Consider the following 14,780-nt stretch of genomic DNA (forward strand, 5'->3'; position numbering starts at 1 on the left):
CGATTGACGCAGCAAAGGCTGCGTCCCACTCAGGGCTGTGCCCCACCAAGGCTGCGCTTACGGCTACAACATGCTCAACTTTACTTCTGCCCTGTACCTTGGCCCGCGGGTACTGCCGCCCCCCGCGGGCCTCGTACTAACCACCGGCCGCCCCGCCGCCCTCACCGAGGACGCGAGGGCGGCCCGCGTGGCCCGGGAAGTAGCCCACCGTCAGGGCCTGGAAACCGGCCTGTTGGCTCCGTCCACGCTGCATTTGTTCTGGGATGTATTCCTGCTGATGCCCACCGCTGGCGTGGTTTTGCTCGACCAGCGCCTCTACCCCGTGGGGCAATGGGGGGCGTTGCGGGCCCTGCGGCGGAGCCTGCCGGTGGCCACGTTTTCGGCCGACGACCTGCCCGGCCTGGCCCGGCTGCTGCACACCTACCGGCAGCAGGGCCGCACCCCCTGGCTCGTGACCGATGGCTGGCATCCCGGCCGGGGCCCCGCGCCATTGGCCTGCTACTGCGAGCTGCTGGCCCTGCACCCCGGCGCCGTGCTTTTGCTTGATGATACCCAGGCTTTTGGAGTGCTGGGCCGCCAGCCAAGCACCCGCCACCCGCTGGGGCAGGGCGGCGGTGGCAGCCTGCCGTGGGCGGGTTTAAACAACAAGGTGATGGCGCCGGAAGTGCTGAGCATCATCTCGCTGGCCAAGGGACTGGGGGTGCCGGTAGCCGTGCTGGCCGGCCGGGCCGCCCGGCTCGCCCAGTTCCGGCGGCGCTCCGAAACGCGGGTGCATACCAGCCCCGTCTCGGCCTGGCACGCCTGGGCTGCCGCCGCTGCGTTGCGCCACGATGCCCGTCACGGCGAAGCGGCGCGTGCTCGTCTGGGGCTGCGCATCGCGCAGTTTCGGCGGGAGCTGGCGCGGGCCGGTCTGCGGCCCCAGGGTGGTTCGTTTCCGGTGCAGAAGCTGGTGGTGGCCCGCACCACGGCGGCGCTGGGGCTGCACCAGCAACTGCGGCAGGCCGGCCTCGAAACCCTGTTGCTGGCCGGCGAAGTCCGCCCCGGTGTCCCCGAAATAGCCTTCTGCCTGCGGGCCGACCATTCGACCGCCGATATCAGTCGCGCGACGGCTGCGCTGGTCGCCCTGGCCGGCCGCACCGACTGGTTTTCTTCCTCCCGTTCCGTTTCTTTTCGCCATGAACCCGACTTCGACTCTTTTGCCCCGTAGCCGTTCCCACGCCTCGACGCCCGCGGCCGTGGCTATTATTTATCCCAAAGTGGGCAACGTGCTGCGGATTCCGCTGCGCCGCACCCGCACGGGCGGCGCCCATGGGTGCCAGCAGCACCCCGAGCGACAGTTCATTCGCTGGTTCAACCGGCAGTCGGCGGCCCGGCCGGGATTCCCGCTGCAAATCAAGAGCATCTTGCTTATCACCGGGGAGCCGCTGTGCGACAGCTGCTACCGGGCGCTGGCCGGCTACCTGAGCCGCTACTATCTGGCCAACAAGCTGCGGCTGCGCACCGCAGGGCCAGCCCGTTGCGGGTGTGGCTGCGGCGGCCATTGCCGGCATTCAACTCGCCCAGCGCATGCCCAGCAGGTGCCCAGTACCCTTCTGCTCGACCAAGTTATTTCCGACTCGGCGCTTGAAGAAGAAGGCTGGTGGGAAAAAGCCAAAAACTGGGGCCAAGCCGCTGCGCTCACGGGCGTGCTGGCGCTGGGGCCCAAAGCGGTGCCCGAACCCATTTACAACATGGCCAAAGCGGCTGCCACGGCCCAGGCCGACCGCCGCAAACGCCAGCAGACCGTGGACGATAATACGCCCAAGCGCTTCGACTTGGGCCAGCAGGAGTTGGGCGAGGTGGCAATGAATCCTTTCCTGGCCAACCCGTTTTCGCGGGAGTTTGAACAAGAGCTGAATTTCATGGTGGGAGATGCCAGCAAAAGGCGGTTTTTCCGCAGCCCCCTCGGGCGCACGGCCCTGGGCGTGATTATAGGAATGACCACCCCGGAAGCTATTGGGCAAGACCCTAGGCAGCCACCACCCATCGTCGACCTGGCACAGGATGCAATGCGACGGCGCGAAGAGGAGCGCCAGCGAAATCGGGATTTGCTAGTTAAGAATTTAGATAAGAAGAGACAGGGTTGATTCGACCTGGGTTTTGGTACGTCACCACTGTTCTCTCCCATAACTAATCGCACGCCATGTCGTTATCGCCTGCTTTTCCGCCCCAGCCCGTTGCTTCAGCAGCCCACTCGCCCCGCCTGCTCCTCGACGAATTGGTGCGGGCCGCGCTCGAAGGTGAAGACCCTCCACTGGTTTCGTCCGGCATCGGCGAGGGCAAGGGAGCCAAGCCCTCGACGGGTAACCACCTATTTGCCACGGCCCATGAAGCCAGGCGCGCCGCCGTGGCCGAAGCAGCTCGCCGCAATGCGGCCGGTGCCGATGCGCGAGCGCAAAACGGGACGATGGTACGCCACAGCGTGGCCCACCACGCGCCCAAAGGCCCCACCGACCAGGGGCACTACCACGTGGTGAACGAGAAACGCAAGCAAGTGTCCGGTCATTTCTTCTACGGCGGGCAGCCGGTTAGAGGGCTGAAAAAGGATAAGCCCGGCCCACCCGGCCGGCTCAAAACGGCGCACGGCAACGAGAAATTTCAGAACCAAGATGCGAGAGAACCCGGCTTTGCTCAAGGAAACTACGCCGACATTCTGAATGATAATCAAGACCGTACGGAGTGGCACGGGGCCCGGTCTAACAAAGCCGAGGGCCGCCAACGACGCCGCATGCGCAAAGGCTACGAGTTGGATTTTGAAAGCAACCTTTGGTCCGTAATCCACCCTCATATTGATGTGTTCGCCCAGTATGCCCTGCAACGACTGCTGAGTAGCGACAGCCTTGGCGAACGGATTGATGCCCAGGCCATGCTCACGGCGGTGCGCAGCAAATCGCCGACGCTGCGCATCAACGGCATCTACAAGGAAGACGAGCGGGAGCCGGCCTTGTGGGCCCAGAAGCGCGGCCAGGGCTGGTGGACGCTGATTGGCAAGAACCCGCAGGTGCAGTCGGCTGTGCTCGTTTGGACCGATTCGCCCGTCCCGACCGGGGATTTTCAATACCTCATTATTTTCCGCGACCGGGTTCGCAGCAATCCTGCATTGCTCGACCCCGCACTCCGGCGGGCCTGGCGCACGGTGAGCCTGGTGCGCATGGCCAAGTTTGACAACCCCTCCCTCACCCCCGCGCAGGCATGGCTGGCGATATCGGGCAATACAGTGCTGCCCTTTCCACCCACCGACCGGCGTAACTCGTGGGTCATCCTCCGGCCCCTGGTGCAGCCCTAGGCCGAGAACGCCCCGCCGCTCGGCCAGGGCTGGCAAACCGTTTCTTCGTTATGGAAACCAAGGCTTTTTCGCCAAGCTGGGTGGCTCGTGCGCTGCGCGAGCTACAGCAGCTCGTGGCCATCCCCAGCATCAGCACCGACCCGCAACATGTCGGGGCAGTGCGTGCCTGCGCGGATTGGCTGGCGCGGCATCTCCAGGGCATTGGCTTGGATAGGGTGCGGGTGTTTGAAACACCGCGCCATCCGGTGGTGTACGCCGAAAAACGGGTGAGTCCCGCGCTGCCCACGCTGCTCATCTACGGGCACTACGATGTGCAGCCGGTGGCTCCGGCCGCCGCCTGGACGGTGCCGCCCTTCGGCGCTCTCATTCGCGGCGAGCGGCTCTACGGTCGTGGCGCTTCCGACGACAAAGGCCAGTTCTTCACCCACATCAAAGCCCTGGAAATCCTGCTGAAGGCCGGCCAACCGCTGCCACTCAATGTGAAACTGCTGCTCGAAGGCGAAGAAGAAACCGGCAGCCCCAACCTGGGCTCGTTCATTCGGCAGCATCGCCAGCTGCTGCGCGCCGATTGGGCCGTGCTGTCGGATACCAATATGATTTCGGCCGCGCAGCCCTCGCTCACCTACGGCCTGCGCGGCAGCTTCAGTGCCGAACTGGAAGTGCACGGCCCCCAAACGGAATTGCACTCGGGCATTTTCGGGGGGGCGGTCCTCAATCCCTTGCAAGCACTGTGCGAAATGCTGGCGCACCTGCACGACCGGCGCGGCCGTATTGCCATCCCCGGCTTTTACGAGGCGGTGCGCCCAGCATCGGTCGCTGAGCGGGCCTATCTGCGCCGCCACGCCACCACCGATGCGCAGCTGCTCCGGGAGGCGCAGGTAGGGCAGGGGTGGGGCGAGGCCGGCTACAGCCTATACGAGCGCACCACCCTACGCCCTTCTCTCAGCATTACCGGCCTGAGCGGCGGCTACCAGGGCGTAGGTACGAAGTCCGTGGTGCCGCCCCGGGCCAGTGCCAAGCTGAGCTTCCGGCTGGCTGCCGGCCAGGACCCACACGTGGTGGAGCAGCAGTTGCGACAGCACCTGACCCGCATCACGCCGCCCCAGGTGCGGGCCACGCTCACAGCGCAGCTCCACGCCCGACCGTATGCGCTCGCGCCCACGCATCCGGCCATGCGAGCGGCTTGCCGGGCCTACGCGGCTGGTTTTGGCCGGGCGCCGGTGCTGCAACGTTCTGGCGGCACCATCCCCGTCGTCACGCTTTTTGAGGAAGAGCTGGGTATTCCCACCGTCCTCATGGGCTTCGGCCTGCCCGACGACCGTAAGCACGGCCCCGACGAGTTCCTGCACCTGCCCAATTTCTGGCGCGGCATCCGCACCAGCCTGGCCTTCATGCACGAAGTAGGACGCAGCCTTCGCTGCGTCAACCACGACCCAAAAATCATATACGGTAATCCAGTATCCTGACAGCTTCCACCGCCATTGTTAACGCTCCTAACGCGCGACGCAGCGAAGGCTGCGTCCTACAAATGCCTCTGCTATGCTCATCATCGACTGCCACTGTCACGCCGGGCGCGGCGACGGCCTCACCGGCCCTTGGGATACCGACGCTCCCCTCAAACCCTACCTGAAATGGGCTGATGAAGCGGGTATTCAGCGCACGGTATTGTTCGCCGCGTTCCACTCCGACTATGCCATGGCCAACCGCCAAGTGGCCCAGGTGGTGCGTCAGAACCCGGAGCGGTTCTATGGGTTTGCCTTCGTGCATGCCCAGCGCGACCGGGGCCGGGTGCTCGATATGGTGCGCACCGCCGTGGAGGAATACGGCTTTGTCGGCATCAAGCTGCACCGTTTCGATTCCCGTATCAGCCGCGAAGTGTGCGACGTGGCCCGGGCTTTTCGCTTGCCCGTGCTCTATGATGTGGTGGGCGAAGTCTCGGTAGTCGACCTGCTCGCTACCCAATACCCCGACGTGAATTTTATCATCCCCCACCTCGGCTCTTTTTCCGACGACTGGCGCGCCCAGGCCGGCCTCATCGACTACCTCGTGCGCTGCCCGAACATCTACACCGACACTTCCGGCGTGCGCCGCTTCGACATCCTTCTGCGGGCCGTAGAGCGGGCCGGGGCCAGCAAATTCCTCTTCGGCTCCGACGGCCCTTGGCTGCATCCCGGCGTCGAACTCAGTAAAATTCAAGCTCTGCATCTCACCCCAGCTGATGCTCAAAAAGTGCTGTCTGGCAACTTACTACGGCTCATTGGCCGGATCCGACAAGAAGTAGGCAGCGCCGTAGCCCAACGCATAACCGTAGCCGCCGAGCCATTAGCCAACGAATGGCGCGACCCCTGGCTAGTAGCCAAAGAGTAGGACGCAGCCTTCGCTGCGTCAATCGTCCGCGCAGTAAGGTGAAGCAACTTTCCCTGCACCAGCCATCCGCACAGTAGTGGGACGCAGCCTTTGCTGCGTCAATCGTTGCAGGGCAGTCGCGCAATTAAATATTAGAACGCAGCCTTCGCTGCGTCAATCGTTGCACGGTAATCGTCCGCATCACCCAGGCGCCTGACGCAGCGAAGGCTGCGTCCCACTTATACCAGCTCCTGCCACTCTTCGGCCAGGTACGTGCCTTCCCAGTCTTGCCAGCGCTGGCACAGTCCCGCTTTTACTGGGTTATAAACCGTGTAGCGCACCGCCCGCGCCAGGGCATCGGCTTGCCCTTCGCGGACTACGTGGTCGTAGCTTTCATCCTGCCAAAACCGGCCGCTGCGGCCTACTTCACGGTTGGCCAATACAGCCGTGGCGCTTTTAAAGCGCTGCATGGCCCGGTAGAAAGGCTCATGCCCAACCAGCGGGAGTCGCAGCACGACGTGCAAGTGGTTGGGCATGGCGCAGGCCGCCAAAAGCTCGTAATGGCCCTGAGCAGCTTGTTGGCGCAGGCCAGCAAGCACGAGTGCCATCACGGCCGGCTGGCGAAGCCAAGTGGGGCCGTAAGCGCCGGTTTCCAGTTGCTGCTCGTAGCTGGCAAAGCGTTGGCGTTGCGAAAGCAAGTCGGCGGCTGGTGTTCGCCGGTCATCCAGCACGGCTTGGGGCAAGGAGCCTGCCAGGCGCATGGTGAGGAATAAGGCACCCCCCGGCGGATGAATGTGCGGCAAGTGCCGGCGGTATTGCGTGTGCACAGGCGGGGTGGAAAAAGTGGCGCGGAGCCTTCGCTCCGCCAGTTGCAAGGTAGCCTTCGCTCCGCCAATCGTGGTGCTAGCCGTTGTTGTGGCGCGGTTGCCCGACGCAGCGAAGGCTGCATCCTACTAGGCTAGGCGGAGCTGTCCTTCGGGCTCGTCGCGGCGGTGCATTTGCAGGATTCGCTCGCTGCAGCGCAGGCGCATAGCGGCTAGCTTCAGGTTGCCGCGCTCGTGCGTGATGGCCACTTTCTTGGCAATTTCCGTGACTTGGTCTTTGATTTCCTTTAGGCCCAGGCCCTGGTGGAGCAGGGTGGTGACGCCCGCTTCGAGCTCGTCGCCGGTGGAGGAGGCGCTGAGCTGCGCGAAGTCCGGCCAGTCGGCCCGCGGAATGTCGCCGATGGTGATGGGGCCCTCGCCGAGGTGCTTGCTGGCAATGCGGGTGATGAGCTGCTGAAGCTCGCGCACGTTGCCGGGGTAGTCGCGCAGCAGCAGGAAGTCATACACTTGCCGGTCTACTGGCTGGCGGATGCCGTGTTGCTGGGTAAAAAAATGCTCGGCCAGCGGCACAATGTCTTCCCGGCGCTCGCGGAGCGGGGGCAGGTGGCAGGTCCAGCCCGATATGCGGTAGTAGAGGTCCTGGCGGAAAGTGCCTTTTTGTACTTCGGCCAACAGGTCGCGGTTGGTGGCGCTCACCAGACGGAAGCGGGCCTGCCGCCAGGTGTTGCTGCCCACGCGCTTATAAGTGCCCTCCTGCAAAGCCCGCAGAAATTCGGCCTGCAACGGCAGGGGCAACTCCCCCAACTCATCCAGAAACAAGGTGCCTTCGTGGGCCAGGGCTACCGCGCCGTCGCGCGTGCTGATGGCATTGGTAAAGGCCCCTTTTTCGTGCCCGAACAGCTCGCTCCCTGACAAACCCGGAATCAGGTTGGTACAGTCCACTACCACGCAGTCGCGCTTGGTGGGCCGCGGGTCGAGGCGATGGATTTCCTGAGCTACCAGCTCCTTGCCCGTGCCGCTTTCGCCGGTTATCAGCACTTGGCAGTTCGAGAGGGCCATGTCCACTATCTGGCGCAGGGTGTCGCGCCAGCGTTGGCTGCGGCCCACCAGGCGGCGCTGCAAGTCGGCCACCGTGGCATCGAGCGTCTGCCAGTAGCACAGGCGCGAGGCAATGATTTCCACCGGATGGTCCACGTCGAACCACGAAAAAACGTCGGCGACGCCGTTGCGCAGTAGGGCCCAGGTGCTGGTGCTGGGCAGCATTCCCACGCTCACCGCCATTACGTTGGCATCGGGCGAGCGGTGCACTTCGGCTACTGCTTCGGCTACTTCAGTCACCGACGTCAATGGGTCCAGAAACAGAATGCCCGCGCCACTGGCTCCGTCGTGGGGGCGCCGGACGTGCAGGACAATGCCTACTTTTTCGAGCTGGGTGATGATGTCGGCCAGCCGGGCGTGCTGACGCGTAAAGGGAATAAACCAGACTGAGCACGGGGTAGTCATCGCAAAACAGTTAAAAAGTGAGAACGGAAGCGCAGTGGAAGGGGCGTAAATCTAGGATTTATATTCATGAAGTAAAATATAAATTTTTAAAGCCTTTATTGCGTTCCGTGATTTATACTTTGGGTGGCCGTACTACCGTACTTGTCTAGGCTGAATGGGCTCATCATAATTGAGACAATGTTTGAATAAGTATCTGAAAATGTGGAGTGTAATATCTGGAGTAATAACCGTAGTCAGCCAATCCGGCAGACTGCTTTCCTGATAGAGATGCTGTAGCAAACCCACCAGGACGTCCCGAAATGGTTTTGGAGTCACTGCGCAGGTCGTCAAGCTTCCCTCTCCACGGGCTTCCAGGGGCGTACCCCAGAGGGAACCGTAAGATTCCCCGGTTGCTCCGGTACCCCGACTCCTAAAACAGCTCTAATTGGATAAGCTTTTTTACCCAGGGAAATAGCAGCGCGTAACAACCGTTTGAATACCTTACCAGTGGTTTGCTGGTTATTTAGCCATGGGACTCTACACGATGCCAACTCCCAAGAAACTACCGCCGGTCTTGGTGCGGGCCGCCACAGCACAGGTTTCGTCCTTGAATGACTTGCCAACCGGACCGCCGGCCGAAAATCCGAACACGACTGCCATCCTGATTTGCCACGGCATGGGGCAGCAAGTACCCTTCGAAACCCTAAACTTGGTGGTCGACATCCTTCGCCAGCCCGGTGCCCCCGGAGAAGCGCCGGTGGTGCAGCACGTACACTTCGTCGACCCCGCCAACCCGAAGCAGTCGCGGTGGCTGCCGCGGGCCGAGATCAGCGTCACCAGTGCCGATGGCCGCCAGCAGCGGCAAGTACACGTCTACGAAGCGTATTGGGCGCCGCTCACCGAGGGCCACATTTCGCTTTTGGCCGTGATGCGGTTTCTGGTAACGGCCGGCCTGCGGGGGCTTAGTCCTCAGCTGAAGCACTTCACGCGGTGGATATTTGGCCGAATTCAGCAGTATGAACGACCGACTTCGACCCCCATCGGCTTGCTTATGACCTTGATTATCATCGCCTCCCTGGTGGTCATCAACACCGTGCTCACGTTGGTGGTAGGCAGCAACGCCCTCGGGGCCCTCCAGCTCGGCAACCAGCAGAAAATAAGTCACATGCTGCTCTTTCAGCTCACCACCGACCTGTGGTGGCTAGTGGTGGTGGCGTTGATAGCAGGCATTCCGTTGGTATGGAGTGCTTTTCGGCGCGAGCAGGCCCTGGCGGCGCGCCCGCCCCGGCCCCTCAGCAGTGGGCTGCCCGACTATCTCGCCTGGGGCGGTCTGGGGCTGCTGGCGCTGACCATCGTGCTGGTGGCCGCCATGATGGCGGGGCAATATCTGTGGCTGTGGCACGGCGATGCCGCGCACCTGGCCAACGTGTGGACCCTGTATCCTTTTCCGACGAGCGCCGCCAGCCGCTACGCGGCCCTGGCCGCTGAGGGCGTATCCTGGTGGGTGATATTGCCCATCTGGGGGATGGTGCTGGGCGCGAGCTTCTGGGCGCGGAGCTTCTTTGTGCAGTACTTGGGCGACGTGGTTATTTACATCGATTCGCACAAGCTGGACGAGTTTCACGAAATCCGGGGGCAGATTAAGCGCATGGCTTTGGAAACGGCCTGCACCATCTACGGTGCCCGGCTGCCCTCGCCCGATGGGCTGGCTGCGGCGCCCTTCGCCTACGACCAAGTGGTGCTGGTGGGGCACTCGCTGGGCTCCGTGATTACCTACGATGCCCTCAACGCGACACTCAACCTCGACGATACTCTGGGCACGAAGCTGCGCGTGGCCGAGCGCACGGGCTCACTCATCACCTTCGGCTCGCCGCTCGACAAAACCGCCTTCATCTTCGATTCGCAGCACCCCGACGCCCTGGTGCGGGTGGGCCTGGCGGCCTCCGTGCAGCCCATGATTCGCCACCTGATGACCCGCAGCGCTATTCATTGGGTCAATATTTACTCCGGCAACGACGTCATCAGCGGGGCGCTGAATTTCTACGAACTGCCCGCCGCCGTGCGCCACGAAGCGGGCGAGACGGATGACCATCAGGATGTGCGGGTGGAGAATCTGCGCGACCCCCAGGCCGTTACGCCCATTCAGGCACACACCCAGTACTGGGGCAACCCGTTGCTGGCCGAGCAGCTACGGCGCGCCATTTTTCGGCGCGATGCTCTGCGCTCGTAAAGGCCTGTGCATCGACTTTTGCTGGCACTGTTCCGTTATACCCTCGCCGATTAGAACTGTTGGCACCCCCGGCCTTCAGTGTTGTTGTCTGATTGGTCGACTGGGGTGCGGTTCCAAATCTGTTCAGCAACGAGCCGCAAAGGTGGCTCAACAACCGGTGCGATGCTCTAGAAACTGCCCTAAAATGATGACTGCCACTATTCTTTCCGAAGTAGCCATTCCCGGTCTGCCCTCGGCTTCAGGCATTGAGCTGATTGGGCCCGTGGCCTACGTCATCAGCGATGACGCGCCTTTTGTGTACCTGCTCGATGCTTCTTCTCTCGCAACCCTGGCCCAGGTGCGCCTCTTCGATACCAGCGAGTTTGCCGCCGGCCGCATTCCTAAAAGCAGCAAGCCCGACCTGGAAGCCCTCACCGCCCTCACCTGGCCCAACGGCCAGGCGGGGGTGCTGGCGCTGGGCTCGGGCAGCACGCCGGCGCGCGAAGTGGGCTGGTTCGTGCCGGTATCTGGCGGGGCCCCGCTGCGGGTAGAGCTAGGCCAGCTCTACGCCTTGCTGCGCCTCCACCTGGCCGCGAGTGCGGTGCTCAACCTCGAAGCCGCCGCCAGTACTGCTACGGAGCTGCTGCTGTTGCAGCGCACGGTAGGGCGGGCCGGTGGGGCGCTGCTATTTCGCCTGCCGCTGGTAGCCACTCTGGCGTTTATAACCGCTAGTGGTGCGGCACCGGCCGTTGCGCCACCACAGTCGTTTCCGCTGCCCGCCATTGATGGGCGTCCGGCAGGGTTTTCCGGGGCCACGTTCGAGGGCGAGCGGCTGCTGGTCACGGCTTCGGTGGAAGACACCGATGATGCTGTGCTCGACGGCAGCGTGCTCGGCTCCTTCGTGGGAGTAGTGGACGTGGCGGGCCGCACCACCGATTTCGCCCGTCTGGTCTGGGCCGACGGCCGCACCTACCGCGGCAAAGTAGAAGGCCTGGCCGTGCGCCGCACCCTGGGCCCCAACCACTGGGAGCTGCTGCTCGTGACCGACGATGACGCCGGCGGCAGCACCGCCGTAGTGGCCGAGATCCTGCTGAAGTAGGAAAGAAAGCCTGTGGCGGGTGTCCGGCTAGGGAAGCTGCTGTAGCCACGCAGTGGCCTCGGTTTCTGCCTCAAACATCCGGTAGGTAAGGGCCGACTGCTGGGAATCGTTCATGACGAGGCTCAGGGAGAGGCGGGCAAATTCATCATTGGGAATGACCACGGCCCCGTACAGGTCGTAGCCTTCACTTTGGCTCTGCGCCAACCAATAGTCCTTAATCCAGGTACGCTCCTGGTCAGTGAAAGGCGCCATGGCGCGCTGGTCGGCCAGCATCTTGTGCCAGTTGTGCCGTCGCAGCAAGTGACTGGTGTGCGTCAGAAAAGCCTGAAACGTGGTAAAATCCCGGGGTCCCGCCGCATATTGAACCAGTGCGTAGCCATCGGGGTGTTCGAGCACGCGCCCAACAGGGTTTTCAAAATACAGGCGCATGTTTATGCTAAATAGCTAAGGGAAAGTAACATAATGAAACATAAATCAGAATAGCTGCCTAATGTGCTGCTGTAGCTGAGCCATAATAGCGGCTCTAGTACGTGTAAAGAGCACATTCGTTCAAAAAAAGATGGGCGATTTCGGGTGGATAATGTAGATTTGTTTACTCCCGTCACGGGCTTTCCGAAGCCTGTGCGGCCGCCTCGCCCTACCTCACTTCTACCTTCCCGTTATGACCATGCTGCCCAGTGCACAAGAGAAGCTTTGTTTTCAAAGCTCTGTCGGTAAGCTTTCTCATGACCCGGAAGGGTTTTTGCGGCTGGTATGGAGCTGCGAGCGCCAGCCGCTGGAAGCCATCAAGGCTTTCTATGAGCAAGTGCTAACGCTGCTGCGCGCCACGGGCACCCGCAAAATACTGTCGAACCACGGCCACCGGCCGCCTCTGACGGGCGCGGCCCAGCAGTGGCTCATCGGCGACTGGATTCCGCGCGCCATCGCCCAGACCCGGCTTAGCCACTGCGCCATCGTGGACGGAGCCGACCCCTTGCACCGCCTCTCCGTTCAATCGGTGATGCTGAACGCGCCAGCCGGTTTCATCCTACGGCGCTTCCCGACCATAGAAGCCGCGTACGACTGGCTGGTCAGCGTGCGGTAGCCGGGAGCGGGCACCAGTTAGGCCCGAAATGCGGAGCATAATGGTCGAAATCAAGGTTTCGACCGAAGATTGTGCCATTAGTGGGCGTTGTTATGCATCTAGTTTGCTGATAGACCGTAGTAGGGGGGCGCCCTTGTGTCTATCCGTTATCCGACTTAGCTGCTTAATCCGTTGCCCACTGATCAAATGCTGCGCGAGCAGATTGCCCAACGCCTATCCCACGAGCTGGAAGCGTTGGCCGAATATGCTGCCAAACAGCTAGCCCCAGCCGCGGAAAACCCGTCCGCTGCGGCCCACCCCGCTCCTGAACTCCTCCGACAGCACTTACTGGCTCTGGCCAATGCCGTGCTGATGAAAAGTCCCGCCTTGTTTGAGGCGCACGTGCTCCAGAGCAGCCAGCAACTGGGAGTTGAAACCACCGATGCGCAGTTGGCCGCCCTGCGCCAGGCTCTGCTGCTACGCCTGAGCGTGGGCGAATACGTGTTGGCAGCCAGCACGCTAAGCGCCGGCATCAACGTACTCCAATCTCCGGTGGCATCCATTGCCGCACCCCCGGCCCCCGAAGAGTCTCCCGAAGCCATGCATTGGGCCACGCTGGCCGCCGACTATTTGAAGCTGCTGCTTGCGGCCGACCGCCCCGCCGCCCAGCGCCTGGTATTGGCCGAAGCCGAAGCTGGCGCCGACGTGCGCGCCCTCTACCTGCATGTGCTACAGCCCGCTCAGCACGAGGTGGGCGAGCTCTGGCACTGCGGCGCCATCACGGTGGCCGAGGAGCATTATTGCACGGCGGCTACGGCCAGCCTCATGGCCCAGCTGCAACCCTATTTTCAGCGCACTCCGCGCAACGGCCGCCGGCTTCTGGCCGCCTGCGTGGCCGGCGACCTGCACACCCTCGGCCTGCAAATGGTGGCCGATTTCCTGGAATACGAGGGCTGGGAAGTGAGCTACCTGGGTGCCAGCACGCCCCTCGACAGCATCCGCCGCATGATTGCTGACCAAGGCGTCGACCTCGTGCTCACGGCCGCCTCCATGCCCCATCACGTGCCCCTGCTGCGCGAACTGATAACGGCTTTGCGCCGGGACCCCGCCACCCGGCACGTGCGCGTGCTGGTTGGTGGCCGCCCGTTCATATCTGATGCCGGCCTGTGGGAACACACCGGCGCCGATGCCTGGGCCGCCAGCGCCGACGAGGCCGTGACCGTGGTACGGGAGCTGTTTAGGGAGGAAGCCGCCCGGCGTCCGGAGAAGCGGCAGCGCAGCGTAGCGCGGTAGGGGAGGCCTATGTGCGCGGCCGGGGCACCTCACCCCCGGCCCCACTCCCCAGGAGAGGGGAGCTGAATAGCCGCGTAGCGGTGGGAGATGGCTCAGTCGAGAATCTGCCCCCGCAATGCGGCTGCTCCCCAATTTGGAAGCGGTATTAGAATTGGTCTCTAGGTCGTCAGGCTCCCCTCTCTTTTGGAGACAGGCCGGGGGTGAGGTGCCCCCGGCCGCGCCACCGCTCAGTCCTGAGTCATGGAAGCCAGTGCCGTCAATCTTTCCGTTTCGGTTGGGTAAGCCGTCTGTCGGCCCGTGGCCACATAGATCTTATTGGTAGCTGGTACTGCTGCCGGCCAGAGCTGCTGCAGGCGCTGCTGCCGGAGTACGTCGGCGCACAGGTAATGTGGTACCAGGCTCACGCCGGCCCCTGCAGTCAGTGCACCCAGGATGGCATTCAGGTCGGGTATCACGAGCTGTGGCACCAGGGCCGGCCGCTTGCCGAAGTTTTCTCGCCAAAACCGACGAATCAGTGCCAGGTTATTGCCATAGGCGTACCAGCTCTGGGCCAGCAGCCATGCCTCGGCGGCCGGGAGGTCGTGGGCGGCCAGGGCGGCGTTTAGCGGGGCCGCATCCAGCGCCGGGCCCGCCACCAGCAGCAGGGTTTCGGTCAGTAGCTCTTCGAATACGACGTCGTACTTGCTGGGTTTTTGGGTGGCTACTACCCAGTGCAATTCGCCTTTTTCCAGGGCGGCGAGCAGGTTTTCAGTGAGCCCGAAGGTGACGTTGACCTGAAAATCCAGGGCGTGTAGCCGCGGCCCGAGCCGGTGCGAGAAGAACTCGTGCGGCACCCCAATATGCAGCGTTGGCTTGGCCCGCAAGGCGCTTTTCTTGAAGTTGCGCTCCACTGCTTCCAGCTTCTCCAACGGCTCCACGAGCTGCGCGTAGAGCAGGTTGCCCGGCTCGGTGGGGACAATGCGGCGGCCCGTGCGCTCAAATAGCCGCGTGCCCATATAGCTCTCCAATGCCGCCAAGTGCTGGCTCACGTTGGGCTGGCTGATGAAGAGTTCCTGCGCAGCGGCCGTTAGGGAGCCTTGCCGATAGATGGCTTTGAACGTGCGGTACCATTCCAGATTAAGCATGGCAGTAAATCAGCG

13 protein-coding genes are annotated in these 14,780 nt (G+C 62.9%); 9 read left to right on the plus strand and 4 right to left on the minus strand.

The window, feature by feature from the left end; all coding sequences use genetic code 11:
- Positions 1-70 precede the first annotated feature (70 nt).
- From WX88_RS30375 to WX88_RS21700, 5 genes are all read left to right on the plus strand, one after another.
- Positions 71-1,207, plus strand: coding sequence for an aminotransferase class I/II-fold pyridoxal phosphate-dependent enzyme (locus WX88_RS30375; RefSeq protein ID WP_052732963.1), 1,137 nt, complete (start codon positions 71-73; stop codon positions 1,205-1,207).
- Positions 1,176-2,126 carry a hypothetical protein gene (locus tag WX88_RS21685; RefSeq protein ID WP_156176339.1) on the plus strand — a complete coding sequence of 317 codons (951 nt, stop codon included), beginning with the start codon at positions 1,176-1,178 and terminating at the stop codon, positions 2,124-2,126. Before WX88_RS30375 ends, WX88_RS21685 begins: the two co-directional genes overlap by 32 nt.
- A 56-nt stretch (positions 2,127-2,182) precedes the next feature.
- Positions 2,183-3,325, plus strand: coding sequence for a hypothetical protein (locus tag WX88_RS21690; RefSeq protein WP_046246523.1), 1,143 nt, complete (start codon positions 2,183-2,185; stop codon positions 3,323-3,325).
- A gap of 50 nt (positions 3,326-3,375) precedes the next feature.
- Positions 3,376-4,791 (plus strand): dipeptidase, encoded by a 1,416-nt coding sequence (locus WX88_RS21695; protein ID WP_046246524.1) that lies wholly within the window; start codon positions 3,376-3,378, stop codon positions 4,789-4,791.
- Positions 4,792-4,864: 73 nt separating this feature from the next.
- Entirely contained in the window at positions 4,865-5,692 is an 828-nt protein-coding gene (locus WX88_RS21700; RefSeq protein ID WP_072053074.1) for an amidohydrolase family protein, read from the plus strand.
- A 218-nt stretch (positions 5,693-5,910) separates the two neighbouring features.
- Here the strand turns inward: WX88_RS21700 and WX88_RS21705 are convergent, their stop codons facing one another.
- Both WX88_RS21705 and WX88_RS21710 read right to left on the minus strand, forming a co-directional pair.
- Positions 5,911-6,498, minus strand: coding sequence for a transposase (locus WX88_RS21705; RefSeq protein ID WP_046246525.1), 588 nt, complete (start codon positions 6,496-6,498; stop codon positions 5,911-5,913).
- Between the two features lie 126 nt (positions 6,499-6,624).
- Entirely contained in the window at positions 6,625-7,998 is a 1,374-nt protein-coding gene (locus tag WX88_RS21710; protein ID WP_052732964.1) for a sigma 54-interacting transcriptional regulator, read from the minus strand.
- Between the two features lie 508 nt (positions 7,999-8,506).
- Between WX88_RS21710 and WX88_RS21715 the strand changes: the two genes are divergently transcribed.
- A complete protein-coding gene (locus tag WX88_RS21715; RefSeq protein ID WP_156176340.1) occupies positions 8,507-10,207 on the plus strand; it encodes a hypothetical protein in 1,701 nt (566 codons plus the stop codon).
- Positions 10,208-10,391: 184 nt separating this feature from the next.
- Positions 10,392-11,285: a DUF6929 family protein gene (locus WX88_RS21720; RefSeq protein ID WP_046246527.1), complete on the plus strand. Its 894-nt coding sequence runs from the start codon at positions 10,392-10,394 to the stop codon at positions 11,283-11,285.
- Positions 11,286-11,312: 27 nt separating this feature from the next.
- Here the strand turns inward: WX88_RS21720 and WX88_RS21725 are convergent, their stop codons facing one another.
- A complete protein-coding gene (locus WX88_RS21725) occupies positions 11,313-11,714 on the minus strand; it encodes a hypothetical protein (protein WP_046246528.1) in 402 nt (133 codons plus the stop codon).
- A gap of 232 nt (positions 11,715-11,946) precedes the next feature.
- Between WX88_RS21725 and WX88_RS21730 the strand changes: the two genes are divergently transcribed.
- A complete protein-coding gene (locus WX88_RS21730) occupies positions 11,947-12,369 on the plus strand; it encodes a hypothetical protein (protein ID WP_156176341.1) in 423 nt (140 codons plus the stop codon).
- Positions 12,370-12,540: 171 nt separating this feature from the next.
- Complete coding sequence (locus WX88_RS28150) at positions 12,541-13,641, plus strand: cobalamin B12-binding domain-containing protein (protein WP_156176342.1); 1,101 nt, start codon at positions 12,541-12,543, stop codon at positions 13,639-13,641.
- Positions 13,642-13,868: 227 nt separating this feature from the next.
- Here WX88_RS28150 and WX88_RS21740 read toward each other — a convergent pair whose 3' ends face one another.
- Positions 13,869-14,765, minus strand: coding sequence for a LysR family transcriptional regulator (locus WX88_RS21740; RefSeq protein ID WP_046246530.1), 897 nt, complete (start codon positions 14,763-14,765; stop codon positions 13,869-13,871).
- Positions 14,766-14,780: the final 15 nt, after the last annotated feature.

It is taken from the genome of Hymenobacter terrenus, assembly GCF_000972495.1.
Lineage (GTDB): Bacteria > Bacteroidota > Bacteroidia > Cytophagales > Hymenobacteraceae > Hymenobacter > Hymenobacter terrenus.

Bases quoted from the DNA above. Each gene is read 5' to 3' on its own strand.
- WX88_RS21725 (WP_046246528.1), bottom strand. From the start codon at position 11,714: ATGCGCCTGTATTTTGAAAACCCTGTTGGGCGCGTGCTCGAACACCCC.
- WX88_RS21685 (WP_156176339.1), top strand. From the start codon at position 1,176: ATGAACCCGACTTCGACTCTTTTGCCCCGTAGCCGTTCCCACGCCTCG.
- WX88_RS21740 (WP_046246530.1), bottom strand. From the start codon at position 14,765: ATGCTTAATCTGGAATGGTACCGCACGTTCAAAGCCATCTATCGGCAA.
- WX88_RS21715 (WP_156176340.1), top strand. From the start codon at position 8,507: ATGGGACTCTACACGATGCCAACTCCCAAGAAACTACCGCCGGTCTTG.
- WX88_RS21690 (WP_046246523.1), top strand. From the start codon at position 2,183: ATGTCGTTATCGCCTGCTTTTCCGCCCCAGCCCGTTGCTTCAGCAGCC.
- WX88_RS21695 (WP_046246524.1), top strand. From the start codon at position 3,376: ATGGAAACCAAGGCTTTTTCGCCAAGCTGGGTGGCTCGTGCGCTGCGC.
- WX88_RS21720 (WP_046246527.1), top strand. From the start codon at position 10,392: ATGATGACTGCCACTATTCTTTCCGAAGTAGCCATTCCCGGTCTGCCC.
- WX88_RS30375 (WP_052732963.1), top strand. From the start codon at position 71: ATGCTCAACTTTACTTCTGCCCTGTACCTTGGCCCGCGGGTACTGCCG.
- WX88_RS21700 (WP_072053074.1), top strand. From the start codon at position 4,865: ATGCTCATCATCGACTGCCACTGTCACGCCGGGCGCGGCGACGGCCTC.
- WX88_RS21710 (WP_052732964.1), bottom strand. From the start codon at position 7,998: ATGACTACCCCGTGCTCAGTCTGGTTTATTCCCTTTACGCGTCAGCAC.
- WX88_RS21730 (WP_156176341.1), top strand. From the start codon at position 11,947: ATGACCATGCTGCCCAGTGCACAAGAGAAGCTTTGTTTTCAAAGCTCT.